Below are 16669 nucleotides of genomic sequence, written 5' to 3'. Positions count from 1 at the left end.
CTGTGCGGACGGGCCGCCGCCGTGGCCGGCGTCGGCGGAGCCGACGAGGCGTTGCTGGCGCCGCAGGCCCCAGCGGCGGACGACCTCGTAGGCGATGATCACGGAGAGGACGATGATGCCCTGCATCACGTCGACGATCTCCGGCGGGTAGTCCTCGCCCTCCAGCTCGCTGCCGGTGCGCTCCAGGAAGCACCACAGCAGGGCGGCCAGCCCCATGCCCACCACGTGGTTGCGGCCGAGGAGGGCGATCGCGATGCCGGTGAAGCCGATGCCCTCGGGGAAGAAGTCGCTGCCGTAGGTGCCGGACTCGTTCAGCAGGGTGGGGATGCCGACCAGGCCGGCGACCGCGCCGGAGAGGAGCATCGAGGTGACCACGGTCCGCTTGACGCTGACGCCGCTGGCCTCGGCGGCGGGCTGGGAGCGGCCGACGGCCCGCAGGTCGAAGCCGAAGCGGGTGCGGCCCAGCACCAGCCAGTAGCCGACGCCGACGATCACGGCGATCACGATCGTGCCGTAGACCGGGTCGGGGTTCGTGGGGAACTCGAAGAAGAAGCTGGAGTCGGGGATCTCCGGCGTGTGGATGATGTTGCCGTCGAGCTCGCCGAGGCGGTCGGCCTGGAGGAAGTAGCCGATGAGGGCGCCGGCGAGGAAGTTCAGCATGATCGTGGTGATGACCTCGTTCACGCCCCGCGTGGCCTTCAGGTAGCCGGCGAGGCCCGCCCAGAGCGCGCCGCAGGCCATCGCGGTCAGGATGATGACCGGGATCTGGATGACGCCCGGCAGGCTCAGCGCGCCGCCCACGACGGCCGCGAAGAACGCCGAGACGCGGTACTGCCCGTCCACGCCGATGTTGAACAGGTTCATCCGGAAGCCGATGGCGACGGCCACGGCGGCCAGGTAGTACGGGATCGCCTTGTTGATGATCCACACCTGGCTGTCGCTCTTGACGCCGAAGTCCAGCATCACCTGGTAGGCGTTGAACGGGTTCTGCCCCGTGAAGCCCATGACGGCCGAGGTGATCGTCACCGCGGTGACCAGCGCCAGCAGCGGCGCGGCCAGCGCGAGGATCAGCTTCTCGCGGTCCGGGCGGAGGCGGCGGACGGGGTTTGCCAACGCGGTGGTCACGGCCGGTCGTCCTCCTTCGACACGCGCGCCAGGTGGCCGGTCGCCGCGCCCGTCATCGCCGTGCCCAGCTCCTCGGGGGTGATCGTCGCCGGGTCGGCGTCGGCCACGAGCCGCCCCCGGTACATCACGCGCAGCGAGTCGGACAGGCCGATCAGCTCGTCGAGGTCGGCGGAGATCAGCAGCACCGCGAGCCCGTCGCGCCGCGCCTGCCGGATGCGGTCCCAGATCTCCGCCTGCGCGCCGACGTCGACGCCCCGCGTCGGGTGGGCGGCGATCAGGACGCGCGGGGCGTGGCTCATCTCGCGGCCGACGATCAGCTTCTGCTGGTTGCCGCCGGAGAGGCTGGCGGCGGTGACCTCGATGCCGGGGGTGCGCACGTCGTACTCGGCGACGATGCGGCGGGTGTCGGCGCGGGCGTCGGCGGGCGTCAGCCACGGGCCCCGGCTGTTGGGGAGTTGCGTGACGTGGCCGAGCATGCGGTTCTCCCACAGCGGGGCCTGGAGCAGCAGCCCGTGCCGCTGGCGGTCCTCGGGGATGTAGCCGATGCCGGCCTCGCGGCGGGCGCGGGTGGAGGCGCGGGAGACGTCCTCGCCGCCGAGGACGACCCGGCCGGCGTCGGGGGTGCGTATGCCCATGATGGCCTCGACCAGCTCGGCCTGGCCGTTGCCCTCGACGCCGGCGATGCCGAGGACCTCGCCGCGGTGGATGGTGAAGTCGACGCCGGACAGCAGCTCGCGCGGCAGGCCGTCGGCGTCCTGGCCGGTCAGGTGCAGGCCGGAGACGGTCAGCACGGGCTCGCCGGTGACGGTGGCCTCGCGGGTCTCCGGCGTCGGCAGCTCGCTGCCGACCATCAGCTCGGCGAGCCGGCGCGGCGTGGTCGCGGCGGGGGTGACGGAGGCGACGGTGGTGCCGCGCCGGATCACGGTGATGGCGTCGGCGACGGTGAGCACCTCGCCCAGCTTGTGGGAGATGAACAGCACCGTCAGGCCCTCGCGGGTCAGGCCGCGCAGGTTGGTGAAGAGCGCGTCCACCTCCTGCGGCACGAGGACGGCGGTGGGCTCGTCGAGGATGAGGGTGCGCGCGCCCCGGTAGAGGACCTTCAGGATCTCCACGCGCTGCCGGTCGGCGACGCCGATCTCCTCGACGAGCGCGTCGGGGCGTATGCCCAGGCCGTAGGCCTCGGAGAGCTCGGCGATGCGGCGGCGGGCGCGGGCCCCGATGCCGTGCAGCCTCTCGGCGCCCAGGACGGTGTTCTCCAGGACGGTGAGGTTGTCGGCGAGCATGAAGTGCTGGTGCACCATGCCGATGCCGCGCGCGATGGCGTCGGCCGGGCTGTGGAAGGAGACCGGCTTCCCGTCGATGGCTATGGTGCCCTCGTCGGGCTTCTGCATCCCGTAGAGGATCTTCATCAGGGTCGACTTGCCCGCCCCGTTCTCGCCGACGAGGGCGTGGACGGTGCCGCGCTCCACGGTGATGTCGACGTCGTGGTTGGCCACGACCCCCGGGAAGCGCTTGGTGATGCCGCGCAACGCGACGGCGGGTTCGCTGCGTGAGGCTTGGATGGCGCACTCTCCTCTGCGGACGCTGGGCCAGACGCTATCCCCCACCCCGCCCCTTCCCGAAGCCGGGACGGGGAAGGGCGGGGGTAGGGCCGGACCGCGCCGCTACGGCGTCTGGCTGACCGTGACGTCGCCGTTCTTGATGGCTTCCTCGGCGGCGTCGATCTCCGTCGAGATGTCGTCGATGAAGCCGCCGGAGTCGGCCAGGGAAACGCCGCCCTCGGCGAGGTTGTACTCGTGGACGCCGGAGGGGGTCTCGCCGTTCTCCACCTGCTCGATCAGGTCGAACACGGCGTTGTCCACGCCCTTGACCACGGAGGTGAGGATGGAGTCCTTGTACTCCGCCAGGCCCGGCTGCTGGTACTGGTCGGAGTCCACGCCGATCGCCCAGGCGCCCTCGGCGGCGGCGACCGACTCGATGGAGCCGGCGCCGGACTGGCCGGCGGCGGTGTAGATCACGTCGACGCCGCGGCCGAGCATGCCGTTGGCCTTGTCGCGGGCCCTGGCGACGTCGTTGAAGCCGCGGTCGTCGTTCTCGTAGAGGTAGTCCACCTCCACCTCGACGTTCGGGTCGGTGTCGGTGACGCCCTGGACGAAGCCCGCCTCGAACTTCTGGATCAGGGCGTTGTTCACGCCGCCGATGAAGCCGACCTGCCCGGACTCGCTGGTCAGGGCGGCGGCGACGCCGGCGAGGTAGGAGCCCTCGTGCTCGGCGAAGACCATGCCGTAGATGTTGTCGCCCTCGGGGGCGCCGTCGACGATGCCGAAGGTGGTGTCGGGGAAGTCGGCGGCGACCTCGGCGACGGCCTCGGCGTAGAGGTAGCCGATGGCTATGACCGGGTTGTAGCCGTCGCGGGCGAGGCCCTCGAGGCGCTGGACGCGGTCGGCGTTGGTCTCGCCGTTGCCGGCGGTGGCGAACTCGACCTCGACGCCCAGCTCGTCCGACGCGCGGTCGGCGCCCCGGGCGGCGGACTCGTTGAAGGAGTGGTCGTCGCGACCGCCGACGTCGAAGGCGATGCCGACGCCCGCGTTACCCTCGTCGGAGGCGTCTTCGGTGGAGCTCTCGCCACAGGCGCTGGCGGTCAGTGCCAGGACCGCCGTGACGGCGGCCGTGGCCGCAAACTTGGTTATGCGGCGCAAGAGGACTTTTCCCTTCACTCTCGAAAGCGCTTCTCACGGCGGGCGCTGTTCCGCAGGATCGTAACGCGCGTAGATCTGCGGTAAAGACGGGTTCCGGGCCCGTTATCAGATCGGTGTGAACGCAATGCGTACGCAACATGGGGCGCGGACCCACGGGGCTCCCCCGCCCACCAGCCGCTCAGCCACGCAGCGCCGCCTCGGTCAGCAGCTCCACGCCGACCCTGATCGCGCGCTCGTCGACGTCGAAGTCGCCCTGGTGGAGGTCGCGCGGCGCCGCCGACGCGTCGCCGGGTGCCCGCACGCCGAGGCGGGCCATCGCGCCGGGGACGTGCTGCAGGTACCAGGAGAAGTCCTCGCCGCCCAGGCTCTGCTCGGTCGGCTCGACGGCGTCCTCCCCGAAACGCTCGGTCATCGCGCGGGTGAGCAACGCCGTGGCGTCCGCTTCGTTGACGACGGGCGGGACGCCGCGCACGTACTTCAGCTCGACCTTGGCGCGGTAGAGGGCGGCCACCTCGTCCACGGCGGCGTGGACCAGGTCGGGCGCGGCGTGCCAGGTGTCGAGGTCCAGGCAGCGCATGGTGCCGGCCAGCGACGCCTCCTGCGGGATGACGTTGGGCGCGTGCCCGGCGCTGATGCGCCCCCAGGTGACGGCCAGGCCGCTGCGGGTGTCCACGCGGCGGGCCAGCAGCGCGGGCACGTCGGTGGCGATGCGGGCGGCGGCGGTGACCAGGTCGGTCGTCAGGTGCGGGCGGGCGGTGTGGCCGCCTGGGCCGGAGAGGCTGATCTCTATCAGGTCGGCGGCGGAGGTGATGGCGCCGGTGCGGACGCCGATCCTGCCGGCCTCGACCCTGGGGTCGCAGTGGAGCGCGAGGATGCGGGCGACGTCCTTGAGCACGCCGGAGTCGATGGCGACGAGGGAGCCGCCGGGCAGCACCTCCTCGGCCGGCTGGAAGATCAGCCGCACGGGGCGGGGCAGCCGGCCGTCGCGGGCGAGGCCGGCGAGGACGATGCCGGCGCCGAGCACGACGGTGGTGTGCACGTCGTGGCCGCAGGCGTGGGCGCGGCCGGGGACCGTGGAGCGGTAGGGCACGGCCTTGGTGTCGGGGATGGGCAGCGCGTCGATGTCGGCGCGCAGCGCGAGGAATGGCGTGAGCGAGGGGGTGCCGTCGTGCTCGGCGCCGGCGGGGAGTATGTCGCAGACCAGGCCGGTGCCGCCGTCGAGCACGCGCGGGGCCAGGCCGGCGCGCTCCAGGCGTTCCTTGATGACGGCGGTGGTGCGGACCTCCTGGTGGCCGAGCTCCGGGTGCGCGTGCACATCGCGGCGGAACGCGACGAGCTCCGCCTCCAGTGCTTCCGACAGGTGCTCGGGATGCGGCAGTTCACTCACGTGACGAGGTTAACGCTCTTCCGAGCCAGTTGGCGTCCCGTCATGGAAACTTCATCTGGCGGGACACGCTCGTGAGCGCATGAGTGCGTCCGCGACTGGGTATGACTAGCTTTTTTCGGTGTTTTTACGGCGCCGGAGGCGCGGCGGTGTGCTGCATGTCACTGCCGGGACGTGACGAAGTCGTCGGACCCGACGGGGCCGTCGCCGACAGGGTCGTCAGCCCGTGGGCGCCGAGCGCCGAGTTGGTGACGTTGCTGAGGAAGCCGCTCGCGCGCTCGGTGACGTGGTCCGTGTACCAGGCCTCCGATATGTCGACGACGGCGACCGTGACGGTGGTGTCGGCGAGGATGCGCGGCAGGGTGTGCACCACGGTGGAGGGGAAGCTGAGGATCTTGGTGCCGATCGGACCGCGCCGTGCGACGAGTTCGAGGGGCAGGTCGGGGCGTACGATCTCCAGCCCCGCCCGGTGGATGAGCCGCCGCAGCTTCTCGGGGCCCTCCTTGCGGTGCGCGAGGTACCGCGTGACGCCGTGGGCGCGGGCCAGTTCGGTGACGGCGGCGAGGTAGTGGTCCTCGTCGAGCACGCCGGTCTCGACGAGGGAGGTGCCGACCATGTCGGCGCCGCCGGTGAGGGCGGGCGGGCCGAACTGGGAGCGGGTCCAGGCGAAGGTGTTGGCGGTGACGCTGATGCCCGGCATCGGCTGCACCGGCATGGCGGTGAAGACCTCGACGCTGCGGCCCTTGGTGGGGGTGAGCCGGGCCACGGCGCGCCGGGCCACGGGCGCGAAGAGGGCGGCGCGGGCGCCGCGCGGCGCGGCGCGGTGCCAGCGCACGAGGCGTTCGCCGCGTGCGAGCTGGGCGGTGAACTCCATGGTGGCGGTGCCGTCGTCCACGACCACGATGTCGCAGCGGCGGGCCATGGACAGCAGGAGCTGAAGGTAGCGGGAGAACGGGTCGCCGATCACGAGACGCCGCGCCCGCCGCAGCGGGGCGGCGAGCGCGGCGAGGGCCCGGGACGGCGTCACGGCACCGCCCCGGGCCTCGCGCCACAGCACGCGGCAACCGGAGTCGCGAGCGATCCGGGCCATGCGCCGCAGCTGGCCCCGGCTGGCGGAGCCGTGCGGCGGCAGGATGACCACGGTGAAGGCGCCAGGACCGGACGTGTGGGCCCACTCCAGGATGTTCAGCAGCTGGACCGGGCTTTCGGCGAACGCCAGTGTCTCGGCACCTTGGGAACTCATGCGGCTCCGTTCGTACGCTCGCTTGACGGTGGGTGAGCTCAGACCGCCGTGGCGGGCTCGCGCTCGCCTTCCTCCGCGACGACGCCCTTGACGCGGCGCAGCTTCTTCATCGGCCCGATCTCGCTGTCGTACACCTTCTTCACGCCGTCGCCGAGGGACTCCTCGATGGTGCGGATGTCCCGCACCAGGCGCGTCAGGCCCTGCGGCTCCACGGAGGCGGCCTGGTCGGAGCCCCACATGGCGCGGTCGAGGGTGATGTGCCGCTCGACGAAGACAGCGCCGAGGGCGACGGCGGCGAGCGTGGTCTGCAGGCCGGTCTCGTGGCCGGAGTACCCGATCGGGACGTTGGGGTACTCGGCCTGGAGGGTGTGGATGACCCGCAGGTTCAGCTCCTCGGCCTTGGCCGGGTAGGTGCTGGTGGCGTGGCAGAGCAGGATGTTCTCGCTGCCGAGCACCTCCACGGCGTGCCGGATCTGCTTCGGCGTCGACATGCCGGTGGAGAGGATGATGGTGCGTCCGGTGGAGCGGAGCTTGCGCAGCAGCTCGTCGTCGGTGAGGGAGGCGGAGGCCACCTTGTGGGCGGGCACGTCGAAGCGCTCCAGGAAGTCCACGGCCTCGGTGTCCCACGGCGAGGCGAACCAGTGGATGCCCTTGGAGCGGCAGTAGTCGTCGATCGCCCGGTAGTCGTCCTCGCCGAACTCCACGCGGTGCCGGTAGTCGATGTACGTCATCCGGCCCCACGGGGTGTCCCGCTCGATGTCCCACTGGTCGCGGGGGGTGCAGATCTCCGGCGTGCGCTTCTGGAACTTCACCGCGTCGCAGCCCGCTTCGACGGCCGCGTCGATCAGGGCGAAGGCGTTCTCCAGGTCACCGTTGTGGTTGATGCCGATCTCGCCCGTGATGTACACGGGGCGGCCGGGGCCCACGACGCGGTCGCCGAGCTTACGGAGGCGGTTGCCAGGGGTCATGCTGTGAGTTCCTTTCCGAGGATCCACGAGGCGATCTCGCGGATCGCGCCGGCCCCTCCCGCTGAGGAGGTGACCGCGCGGGCGGCGCCGCGCACGACGTCATGGGCGCTCGCGACCGCGACCGGCCAGCCGACCAGGCCGAAGCACGGCAGGTCGTTGACGTCGTTGCCCGCGTAGAGCACGCGCTCTGGCGCGATTCCTTGCTCCTCGCACCACTGCTTCAGTGCGAGGTCCTTCCGTTCGACGCCGTGGAGCACGGGGATGCGCAGCTTGCGCGCCCGGGCGGCGACGACCGGGTTCTCCTCCGAGGACAGGATCAGCATCGGCAGCCCGGCGCGGCGCAGGGCGGCGATCCCGAGGCCGTCGCCGCGGTGCACGACGACGGTCTCCCGTCCTTCGGAGTCGACGTACACCCTGTCGTCCGTCTGGGTGCCGTCGAAGTCGAGCACGACCGCGTCAACGTCGTCGCGGGTCGGGAGATGGCCGGGGAACGGCTCGGCCGGGATGTTCAGCCGGCCGCCGTCCAGCAGCGGCGCCAGCGCGCGGGCGCGGGCGAGGTCGTGCGGGTCGTCGATCTCCAGCACGCGCGCCGGGTCGGTGCGCACCAGCTCGGTGCGGCCGAAGAACCGGTGCCGCAGCTCGCGGAAGCCCGCGGCGTTCATCCCGTAGACGGCGCCGGTCTCCAGCAGGTCCTGGGGCCGCTGCTGGCGCAGCAGGCGGCGGGACTTGTCGTGGTTGACGCCGTACCCGCCGTCCTTCTCCTCGTCGCGCCAGACGAAGGCGTGGAACGGCGCCACGGTCAGCGCGGTGTCGGCGCCGTCGAGGACAGCGCTGACCACGCCGTCGACGTCCTCGCTCGTCAGGAAGGGGCTGGTGCACTGCACCAGCAGGACGACGTCGATCGGGGTCCCGTGCCGCTCCTCGTAGACGTCCATGGCGTGGAGGACGGCGGTCTCGCTGGAGGCGGTGTCGCTGGCGATCTGCGCGGGGCGTTCGATCACCTCGGCGCCGGCGGCGCGGGCCGCGGCGGCGATGTCCGGGGCGTCGGTGGAGACCGCGACGGCCGAGAGCAACTTCGCGGCCCGGCACTCCCGTACGGCGCGGGTCACGAGCGGGGCGTCGCCGACCGGGGCGAGGTTTTTCCCGGGCACCCCCTTCGAACCGCCGCGCGCGGGAATGACTGCCAGCACTGTGCTCATGAGGTTGCCTTCGTTCTCGTCTCGCTGTGGTCGGACAGGAGCGTCCCACGGCTCCCACCGGTTATCTCACGGCACAGTCTCCCCCACAGTCCCGTGGTCGCGCCCGCCGGTGCTTCCCCGGTCCTGGTGTGTGACACACAACTAAAGCTCAAAGTTGCCCCCAACGCCTTATGAGAGGCGCCACACGCTGAACACCCGCGCGGTACGCCCCGCGCGCGGTGTTGCGCAGCAGGCGGCGGGAGGCGCGCCGGAGCCCGGCGGCGGGGCCGCTGGGCGGCGCGACGGCGGCCAGGGGCTCGCCCTTGGGGTCCAGGCCGTGCCGGGCCATGATCCGGGGCAGGTACCCGGGCGCGGTGCGGACCGTGTAATACGGCGTGAGCGGCGGCAGCCCGGCGTTGCGGGCGGTCTCGATCAGCCCGGCCAGGCGGCCCCGGGCGGCGGCGAAGGCGTGCGCCGGGTCGGGCTGCTGGGCGGCGATGCCCTGGTCGGCGAGCCAGGCGGCGTCCGGCTTGGGCAGGTGTCCGTCGTCCAGCTCGTCCCAGGATGCGAGGCAGCCGGATCCGAGGTAGTAGTGGTTTCCCAGGGGCTCTCGGATGCCGAGGTCGGTGAGGATGGCGGTGGGGATGCCGCGCTGGAGCGACTCCAGGGCGGCGGTGGAGCTGACGGTGACCAGCAGGTCGGTGCCGTCCAGCACCTCGCCCATGTTGCCGTAGGCGAGGCGGAAGTTGGGCGGCTGCTTGTCCTTGGCTCGCTCGGCCAGGCGCTGGTAGGGCAGCTCCTCGATGTGGGTGGTGTGCTCGCCCGGCTTGCTGCGCAGCTTCAGCACGACCTCGCGGTCGGGGTGGCGGCGGGCGTGGCCCATCGCGCGGTCCAGCAGGTAGGCGCGGTCCTTGCGGGCGTCGGGCACGGAGGGCTGCACGGCGAAGACCACGCGGAAGGGGCGTTCGCCGCGGGCGGCGGCGCCCGGGTCGTGGGGCGTTCCGCCGAGGAAGGGCAGGGCGCACTCGGTGACGGCCGACGGGTCGGCGCCCACGCCCTCGTAGACGGCGCGGAAGCGCTCGGCGTCGTACGGGCTGTTGGCCAGCACGACGTCGGCGCCGTGCCGCAGCAGCAGGCCGTCCGCCAGCTTCTCGTAGACGACGCCGACGTAGCCGGTGACGACGACGGGGCGGCGGTCGGCGCTGTGCCAGGCACGGGCCAGGCCGTGCATCATCGCCTGCACGGTGCCGCCCACGCAGGCCAGCACCAGCACGTCGAACGGCTCGCGGGCGCTGTCGCTGTGCGCGCGCTCGCCGAGCTCCGCCAGGAATTCGTGGGCGTCGATCTCGCCCAGCTCGTCCGCCTCGACCCCGGTCTCTTCGAGCTGCCGCGCGGTGGGCGTGGCGCGGCCCCGCAGCAGGTAGCCGTGCAGCGCGGACTCGGGAGCCAGCCGGCGGGCGGTGAGGGCGCCCCACTTCCACCGGGTGTCGGAGTCCGCGAGCACGGCCACGCGCAGGCGGGTGCGGGATGGGTCGGGCGCGGGAGAAACGCTAGGCATAGGGGGCTAATCCTCCGGCCGACGGGCCAACTCAGTCACAACGAACAGTTAACAGCATCTCTCCGGGAAGCCAACTCACCCGTCGCACGCATATGTTCCGCCCGGCATTAACAAGAATTCATCAAGATGTATCCCGGGAGCGGTCTACTTTTCACGCGGACAGAGCCGGTGTGGTTCGGGTGTGGTCAGAAAGCGTCGGCGGGAACATATGTTCCCCACGCCTCGCGCAGCGCGCCGCAGACCTCACCGACCGTGGCGCGGGCGGCCAGCGCCCGCTTCATCGGGTAGAGCAGGTTCTCGTCCTCGCCGGCGGCGGCCCGGCGCAGCTGGGCCAGCGCGGCCTCCACCTCGCCGGCGTCCCGCTCGGCCCGCAGCCGCGCCAGCCGCTCGGCCTGCCGCTGCTCGATGGCCGGGTCGACCCGCAGCGGCTCGTAGGGCTCCCCGGCGTCGGACCGGAAACGGTTGACGCCGACGACCACCCGCTCCCCCTCCTCGGTCTGCCGGGCCACCCGGTAGGCGCTGCGTTCGATCTCGGCCTTCTGGAACCCCTGCTCGATGGCGGCGACGGCGCCGCCGCGCTCCTCCACCTGCCGCATCAGGTCGAGGATGGCGGCCTCGATGTCGTCGGTCATGGCCTCCACGGCGTAGGACCCGGCGAAGGGATCGACCGTGGCGGTGACGTCGGTCTCGTACGCCAGCACCTGCTGGGTGCGCAGCGCGAGCCGCGCCGAGGCGTCGGTGGGCAGCGCGATGGCCTCGTCGTAGGCGTTGGTGTGCAGCGACTGGGTGCCGCCCAGCACCGCGCCGAGGGCCTGGACCGCGACCCGCACCAGGTTCACCTCCGGCTGCTGTGCGGTGAGCTGCACCCCGGCGGTCTGGGTGTGGAAGCGCAGCATCGTCGACCGCGGGTCCTTGGCGCCGAACTCCTCGCGCATCACCCGGGCCCAGATGCGCCGGGCGGCGCGGAACTTGGCGACCTCCTCCAGGAGGGTGGTGCGGGCCACCAGGAAGAAGGACAGGCGGGGCGCGAAGTCGTCCACGTCCATGCCGGCGGCGAGCGCGGTGCGGACGTACGCGATGCCGTCGGCGAGGGTGAACGCGATCTCCTGCGCCGGGGTGGCGCCGGCCTCGGCCATGTGGTAGCCGGAGATGGAGATGGTGTTCCACTTCGGCAGCTCGGCCTGGCAGTAGCGGAAGACGTCGGCGACGAGGCGCAGGGAGGGCGCGGGCGGGAAGATGTAGGTGCCGCGGGCGATGTACTCCTTGAGCACGTCGTTCTGGATGGTGCCGGTGAGCTTGCGGGGGTCGGCGCCCTGCTCCTCGGCGACGAGCTGGTAGAGCAGGAGCAGCAGCGCGGCCGGGGCGTTGATCGTCATCGAGGTGGAGACGCTCTCCAGCGGGATGCCGTCGAAGAGGACCCGCATGTCGTCCAGCGAGTCGATGGCGACGCCGACCTTGCCGACCTCGCCGTGGGCGATGGGGGCGTCGGAGTCGTGCCCCATCTGGGTGGGCAGGTCGAAGGCGACGGACAGGCCCATGGTGCCGTGGGCGATGAGCTGCTTGTAGCGGGCGTTGGACTCGGTGGCGGTGCCGAAGCCGGCGTACTGGCGCATGGTCCAGGGGCGGCCCCGGTACATCGTCGGGTAGACGCCGCGGGTGTAGGGGAATTCACCCGGGCGGCCCAGCCGCTCGCCCGGCTCCCAGTCCTTGAGGGACTCCGGCCCGTAGACCGCCTCGATCGGCCGCCCCGACTCGGACTCGCGACTGCCTTCGCCCGCCATGTGGGTGCCTCCGCCCTCTCTGCCGTCGCACCATTCTCCACGCTCTCCGACACGGACTGTAGCGACGGTGATCCGCGCCGTGGGAGTGGGAATGGCTGAGAGGTGCCTCACAGGTCGGTGACGGAGCGGTGACGGAGAAGAGCGCGGGCGGGGCTAGGGGGAAAAGCCGCCCCGCCCGCGCCTCCGGGCGTCCCTGAGGTACGGGGGGGACCTCGGGCGCCCTCAGGCCGATGACCAGTCGGCCCGCTTATTACAGCGCCGAACGATGGTTTTCTGTTACACCTTCCGGCACCGGGTCGGGTACCCGCTCCGGGACCAGGCACTCTTCCAGGTCGGGGCAGCGGTCCGCGACCAGCTTCGCCAGCCGCCGCAGCCCCCGGTGGTTGGCGGTGCGCACCGCTCCCGGGCGGCAGCCGAGCAGCCGCGCCGCCCGCCGGGCGTCCAGGCCGAGGACGGTACGCAGCACCACCGCCCCGGCCTGCTCCTGCGGCAGACTGCGGACGAGGCTGAACGTCTGCGAGGTGGCCAGCGCGTCGATGGCCTCCTCGGCGGTGTCGGCGCCGCCCGGCAGCTCGGCCAGCGTCGCGTCCTCCACGTGGGCCTCCTGGGGCCGCCTGCCCATGGCCCTGAGGTGGTCCAGGGCCCGGTTGCGGGCGATGCGCGTGGTCCAGCCGCGAAAGCGGTCGGCGTCCCCGCTGAAGCGGGATATGTCGCGCGATATATGCAGCCACGCCTCGGCGGTGACGTCCTCGACGTCCCGCTCGGCGACCATGGTGCGGACGTAGCCCAGCAGGCGTGGATGCAGCGCGCGGAAGACCCGCGTAAAGGCGTACTCGTCGCCATCCTGGGCCGCCTGAACCGCGGCGGTGAGGTCACTGTCTGCCCCCTGCACTCCCGGCTCCCCCCTTGCGGCTCGTGGGCCGCGTCTGGCAGTTGCTCTCGTTTGTTGGTGACTGTCTGTCTTACGAGCGAGAACGCTACGTGGGTCGTCCGCCTCACGTCCATGGCGCATCCGGACGTATCCGCTCGGTAACGAATTCGCCGCGCGTGACGCTGTAGGGAGTGCGGGCCCGAGCCCCGTCGGGCTCGCGCACGGCGGCAGCCGGGGTCTCTCCTGTGGGGGGTGGCGGCCCTGGCTGCTCGCTGTGTGCCGGCCGCACGACTGTGACAGCGGCGAGCGGGCGACGTCCGCCGTCCGGCCGATACGCCGCGTGGTTCAGCGGGTGCGCCGCGTGTTCGCGCAGCTACGATGGCCGCGGCCGGTGAGCCGACGCCGGCCGGCCCGGCCGGTGTCCCCCTCCGCCCCGCCGTCGGGATTCGCAACTCCCCGAAGGACTCCTCCGTGCCCGCAGGAACGCTCTACCGCGGCCGGGAAGGCATGTGGTCATGGGTGGCCCACCGCGTCACCGGTGTCCTCGTCTTCTTCTTCCTGTTCGTCCACGTGCTCGACACGGCGCTCGTGCGCGTCTCCCCCGAGGCGTACGACGACACCATCGCGGTCTACAAGACGCCCGTCGTCGCCTTCATGGAGTACGGCCTCGTCGCGGCCGTACTCTTCCACGCGCTCAACGGGCTGCGCGTCATCGCCGTCGACCTCTGGGAGAAGGGCCCCCGCTACCAGCGGCAGATGCTGTGGGGCGCCGTGGCGCTGTGGGCCGTGCTGATGGCCGGCGCCGCCTACCCCGTGCTCGGCCACGCCTTCCGCGAGATGTTCGGGAGCTGACGGATCCATGTCCACCGAGACCCCGGCCGGCACCTACAGCCCCGACCACCCCGCCCCGCTCATCGAGCCGCCCCGCGCCCGCACCGCCCGCACGCCCAGGGTCACGCGCACCAACTTCGAGCTGTACGGCTGGCTGTTCATGCGGCTGTCCGGCGTGCTGCTGGTCGTCCTCGTCGTCGTCCACCTGCTGATCCAGCTCGTGCTGGAGGGCGGCGTCAGCAAGGTCAGCTTCGCCTTCGTCGCCGGCCGCTGGGCCTCCCCGTTCTGGCAGGCCTGGGACCTGATCATGCTGTGGCTGGCGATGCTCCACGGCGGCAACGGCCTGCGGACGATCGTCAACGACTACGCCGAGCGGGACGCCACCCGCATGTGGCTGAAGATGTTCCTGTACACGGCCACGGTCTTCACCGTGCTGCTGGGCACGCTGGTGATCTTCACCTTCGACCCGAACGTCCGCTGAGGCCTCCGTGACCCGCCACCACCGCTACGACACCGTCATCGTCGGCGCCGGCGGCGCCGGGATGCGCGCCGCCATCGAGGCGACCAGGCGCTCCCGCACCGCCGTGCTCACCAAGCTCTACCCGACCCGCTCCCACACCGGCGCCGCCCAGGGCGGCATGGCCGCCGCCCTCGCCAACGTCGAGGAGGACAACTGGGAGTGGCACACCTTCGACACCATCAAGGGCGGCGACTACCTCGTCGACCAGGACGCCGCCGAGATCCTCGCCAGGGAGGCCATCGACTCCGTCCTGGACCTGGAGAAGATGGGCCTGCCCTTCAACCGCACCCCGGACGGCCGCATCGACCAGCGCCGCTTCGGCGGCCACAGCCGCAACCACGGCGAGGCCCCCGTACGCCGCTCCTGCTACGCCGCCGACCGCACCGGGCACATGATCCTCCAGACGCTGTACCAGAACTGCGTCAAGGAGGGCGTGGAGTTCTTCAACGAGTTCTACGTGCTGGACCTGCTGCTGAACGAGGGCCGCACGGCCGGCGTCGTGGCGTACGAGCTGGCCACCGGCGAGCTGCACGTCTTCCAGGCCAAGGCCGTGGTCTTCGCCTCCGGCGGCAACGGCAAGCTCTACAAGGTCACCTCCAACGCCCACACCCTCACCGGCGACGGCCAGGCCGCCTGCTTCCGGCGCGGGCTGCCGCTGGAGGACATGGAGTTCTTCCAGTTCCACCCGACCGGCATCTGGAAGATGGGCATCCTGCTGACCGAGGGCGCCCGCGGCGAGGGCGGCATCCTGCGCAACAAGGACGGCGAGCGCTTCATGGAGCGGTACGCGCCGGTGATGAAGGACCTCGCCTCCCGGGACGTGGTCTCGCGCTCCATCTACACCGAGATCCGCGCCGGGCGCGGCTGCGGCCCCGACGGCGACCACGTCGTGCTCGACCTCACCCACCTGCCGCCGGAGCAGCTCGACGCGAAGCTGCCCGACATCACCGAGTTCGCCCGCACCTACCTCGGGATCGAGCCCTACACCGATCCCATCCCGATCCAGCCGACCGCGCACTACGCCATGGGCGGCATCCCGACCACGGTCCACGGCGAGGTGCTGGCCCGCGACAGCGAGATCGTCCCCGGCCTGTACGCCGCGGGCGAGGTGGCGTGCGTCTCCGTCCACGGCGCCAACCGGCTGGGCACCAACTCCCTCCTGGACATCAACGTCTTCGGGCGGCGGGCCGGCGTCGCCGCCGCCGACCACGCCGCGGGCGCGGGCTTCACCGAGCCGCCGCCCGAGCCCGAGGCATTCGTCGCCGGGCTCGTGGAGCGGATGCGCACCTCGGAGGGCGGGGAGCGGGTGAGCGACATCCGCCGCGCGCTGCAGGAGACGATGGACAGGAACGCCATGGTCTTCCGCACCGAGCAGACCCTGAAGGAGGCGCTGGAGGACATCGCCGCGCTGCGCCGCCGCTACCGGGACGTCTCGATCCAGGACAAGGGCCGGCGTTTCAACACCGACCTGCTGGAGGCGCTGGAGCTGGGCAACCTGCTGGAGCTGGCCGAGGTGCTGGTCACCTCCGCGCTGGCCCGCAACGAGTCGCGCGGCGGTCACTACCGCGAGGACCACCCCCACCGCGACGACGTCAACTTCATGCGTCACACCATGGCGTACCGCGAGGTGGACGCCGGGGGCAACGAGTCGATCCGGCTGGAGTACAAGCCGGTCGTGCGGACCCGCTACCAGCCGATGGAGCGTACGTACTGATGGCACCGTCCGCGCACCTGGTGAAGGTGACCTTCCGCGTCCGCCGCTTCAACCCCGAGGCGGCGGCGGAGGCCCACTGGCAGGACTTCGAGATCGACATCGACCCCAGGGAGCGGGTGCTCGACGCCCTCCACACGATCAAGTGGGAGCTGGACGGCACCCTCACCTTCCGCCGCTCCTGCGCCCACGGCATCTGCGGCTCGGACGCGATGCGGATCAACGGCCGCAACCGGCTGGCGTGCAAGACCCTCATCAAGGACATCGCGGAGGTCGCCGACGGGCGGGGCACCCGGCCGGTGACGATCGAGCCGATCAAGGGCATGACGGTGTGCAAGGACCTGGTGGTGGACATGGAGCCGTTCTTCCAGGCGTACCGCGACATGCGGCCGTTCCTGGTCACGACGGGCAACGAGCCCACACGGGAACGCCGCCAGTCCCCGGCCGACCGGGCGCGCTTCGACGACACGACCAAGTGCATCCTGTGCGCCGCCTGCACCTCCGCCTGCCCGGTCTTCTGGAACGACGGCCAGTACTTCGGCCCGGCGGCGATCGTGAACGCCCACCGCTTCATCTTCGACTCGCGCGACGAGGGCGCCGAGGAGCGTCTTGAGATCCTCAACGACCGCGAGGGGGCCTGGCGTTGCCGCACGGTGTTCAACTGCACGGACGCCTGCCCGCGCGGCATCGAGGTGACGAAGGCCATCCAGGAGGTCAAGCGCGCGCTGATCACGCGCCGGTTCTGACCCGGCCCGGCCGGGGCGCGGACGCTTCCCCGGGGGGCGAGCCGCTGTCACGCT

At 71.7% G+C, this 16669-nt stretch carries 13 protein-coding genes and 1 pseudogene; 4 read left to right on the top strand and 10 right to left on the bottom strand.

Annotation, left to right across the window (positions count from 1 at the left end; all coding sequences use genetic code 11):
• Positions 1–15 precede the first annotated feature (15 nt).
• The 10 genes and pseudogenes from ACTWQH_RS04490 to ACTWQH_RS04445 form a co-directional block, all read right to left on the bottom strand.
• Positions 16–1125 (bottom strand): annotated as a pseudogene (locus tag ACTWQH_RS04490) (ABC transporter permease); the annotation flags it as partial.
• Positions 1122–2687 carry an ABC transporter ATP-binding protein gene (locus ACTWQH_RS04485; protein ID WP_443285142.1) on the bottom strand — a complete coding sequence of 522 codons (1566 nt, stop codon included), beginning with the start codon at positions 2685–2687 and terminating at the stop codon, positions 1122–1124. The gene ACTWQH_RS04485 and the pseudogene ACTWQH_RS04490, both read right to left, overlap by 4 nt.
• A 102-nt stretch (positions 2688–2789) precedes the next feature.
• A complete protein-coding gene (locus ACTWQH_RS04480) occupies positions 2790–3824 on the bottom strand; it encodes a BMP family lipoprotein (RefSeq protein ID WP_443284988.1) in 1035 nt (344 codons plus the stop codon).
• Positions 3825–4002: 178 nt separating this feature from the next.
• Positions 4003–5211 (bottom strand): amidohydrolase, encoded by a 1209-nt coding sequence (locus tag ACTWQH_RS04475; protein WP_443284987.1) that lies wholly within the window; start codon positions 5209–5211, stop codon positions 4003–4005.
• A 124-nt stretch (positions 5212–5335) separates the two neighbouring features.
• Positions 5336–6451, bottom strand: coding sequence for a hypothetical protein (locus ACTWQH_RS04470; RefSeq protein WP_443284986.1), 1116 nt, complete (start codon positions 6449–6451; stop codon positions 5336–5338).
• Positions 6452–6489: 38 nt separating this feature from the next.
• Entirely contained in the window at positions 6490–7419 is a 930-nt protein-coding gene (locus ACTWQH_RS04465) for an N-acetylneuraminate synthase family protein (protein ID WP_443284985.1), read from the bottom strand.
• Complete coding sequence (locus ACTWQH_RS04460) at positions 7416–8618, bottom strand: cytidylyltransferase domain-containing protein (protein ID WP_443284984.1); 1203 nt, start codon at positions 8616–8618, stop codon at positions 7416–7418. Before ACTWQH_RS04460 ends, ACTWQH_RS04465 begins: the two co-directional genes overlap by 4 nt.
• A gap of 148 nt (positions 8619–8766) precedes the next feature.
• A complete protein-coding gene (locus ACTWQH_RS04455) occupies positions 8767–10155 on the bottom strand; it encodes a DUF6716 putative glycosyltransferase (protein WP_443284983.1) in 1389 nt (462 codons plus the stop codon).
• Between the two features lie 185 nt (positions 10156–10340).
• Positions 10341–11936 (bottom strand): acyl-CoA mutase large subunit family protein, encoded by a 1596-nt coding sequence (locus tag ACTWQH_RS04450; protein ID WP_443284982.1) that lies wholly within the window; start codon positions 11934–11936, stop codon positions 10341–10343.
• Positions 11937–12186: 250 nt separating this feature from the next.
• Positions 12187–12828, bottom strand: a complete 642-nt coding sequence (locus tag ACTWQH_RS04445) for an RNA polymerase sigma factor (protein ID WP_443284981.1) — start codon at positions 12826–12828, stop codon at positions 12187–12189.
• 450 nt (positions 12829–13278) lie between these two features.
• On the opposite strand from ACTWQH_RS04445, the gene sdhC reads away from it, so the two are divergent.
• The 4 genes from sdhC to ACTWQH_RS04425 are packed head-to-tail and all read left to right on the top strand — an operon-like array spanning position 13279 to position 16615.
• Positions 13279–13659: a succinate dehydrogenase, cytochrome b556 subunit gene (gene sdhC, locus ACTWQH_RS04440; protein WP_443284980.1), complete on the top strand. Its 381-nt coding sequence runs from the start codon at positions 13279–13281 to the stop codon at positions 13657–13659.
• A 7-nt stretch (positions 13660–13666) separates the two neighbouring features.
• Positions 13667–14119: a succinate dehydrogenase hydrophobic membrane anchor subunit gene (locus tag ACTWQH_RS04435; RefSeq protein WP_443284979.1), complete on the top strand. Its 453-nt coding sequence runs from the start codon at positions 13667–13669 to the stop codon at positions 14117–14119.
• 7 nt (positions 14120–14126) lie between these two features.
• The gene (sdhA, locus tag ACTWQH_RS04430; RefSeq protein ID WP_443284978.1) at positions 14127–15872 is read left to right on the top strand and encodes a succinate dehydrogenase flavoprotein subunit; all 1746 of its coding nucleotides are present in this window, start codon (positions 14127–14129) and stop codon (positions 15870–15872) included.
• The gene (locus ACTWQH_RS04425; RefSeq protein WP_443284977.1) at positions 15872–16615 is read left to right on the top strand and encodes a succinate dehydrogenase iron-sulfur subunit; all 744 of its coding nucleotides are present in this window, start codon (positions 15872–15874) and stop codon (positions 16613–16615) included. The genes sdhA and ACTWQH_RS04425 overlap by 1 nt, the downstream gene beginning before the upstream one ends.
• Positions 16616–16669: the final 54 nt, after the last annotated feature.

It is taken from the genome of Streptomyces sp. 6N223 (genome assembly GCF_052246635.1).
Taxonomy (GTDB): Bacteria; Actinomycetota; Actinomycetes; order Streptomycetales; family Streptomycetaceae; genus Streptomyces.
This window is presented reverse-complemented; position numbering and strand designations above follow the sequence as displayed.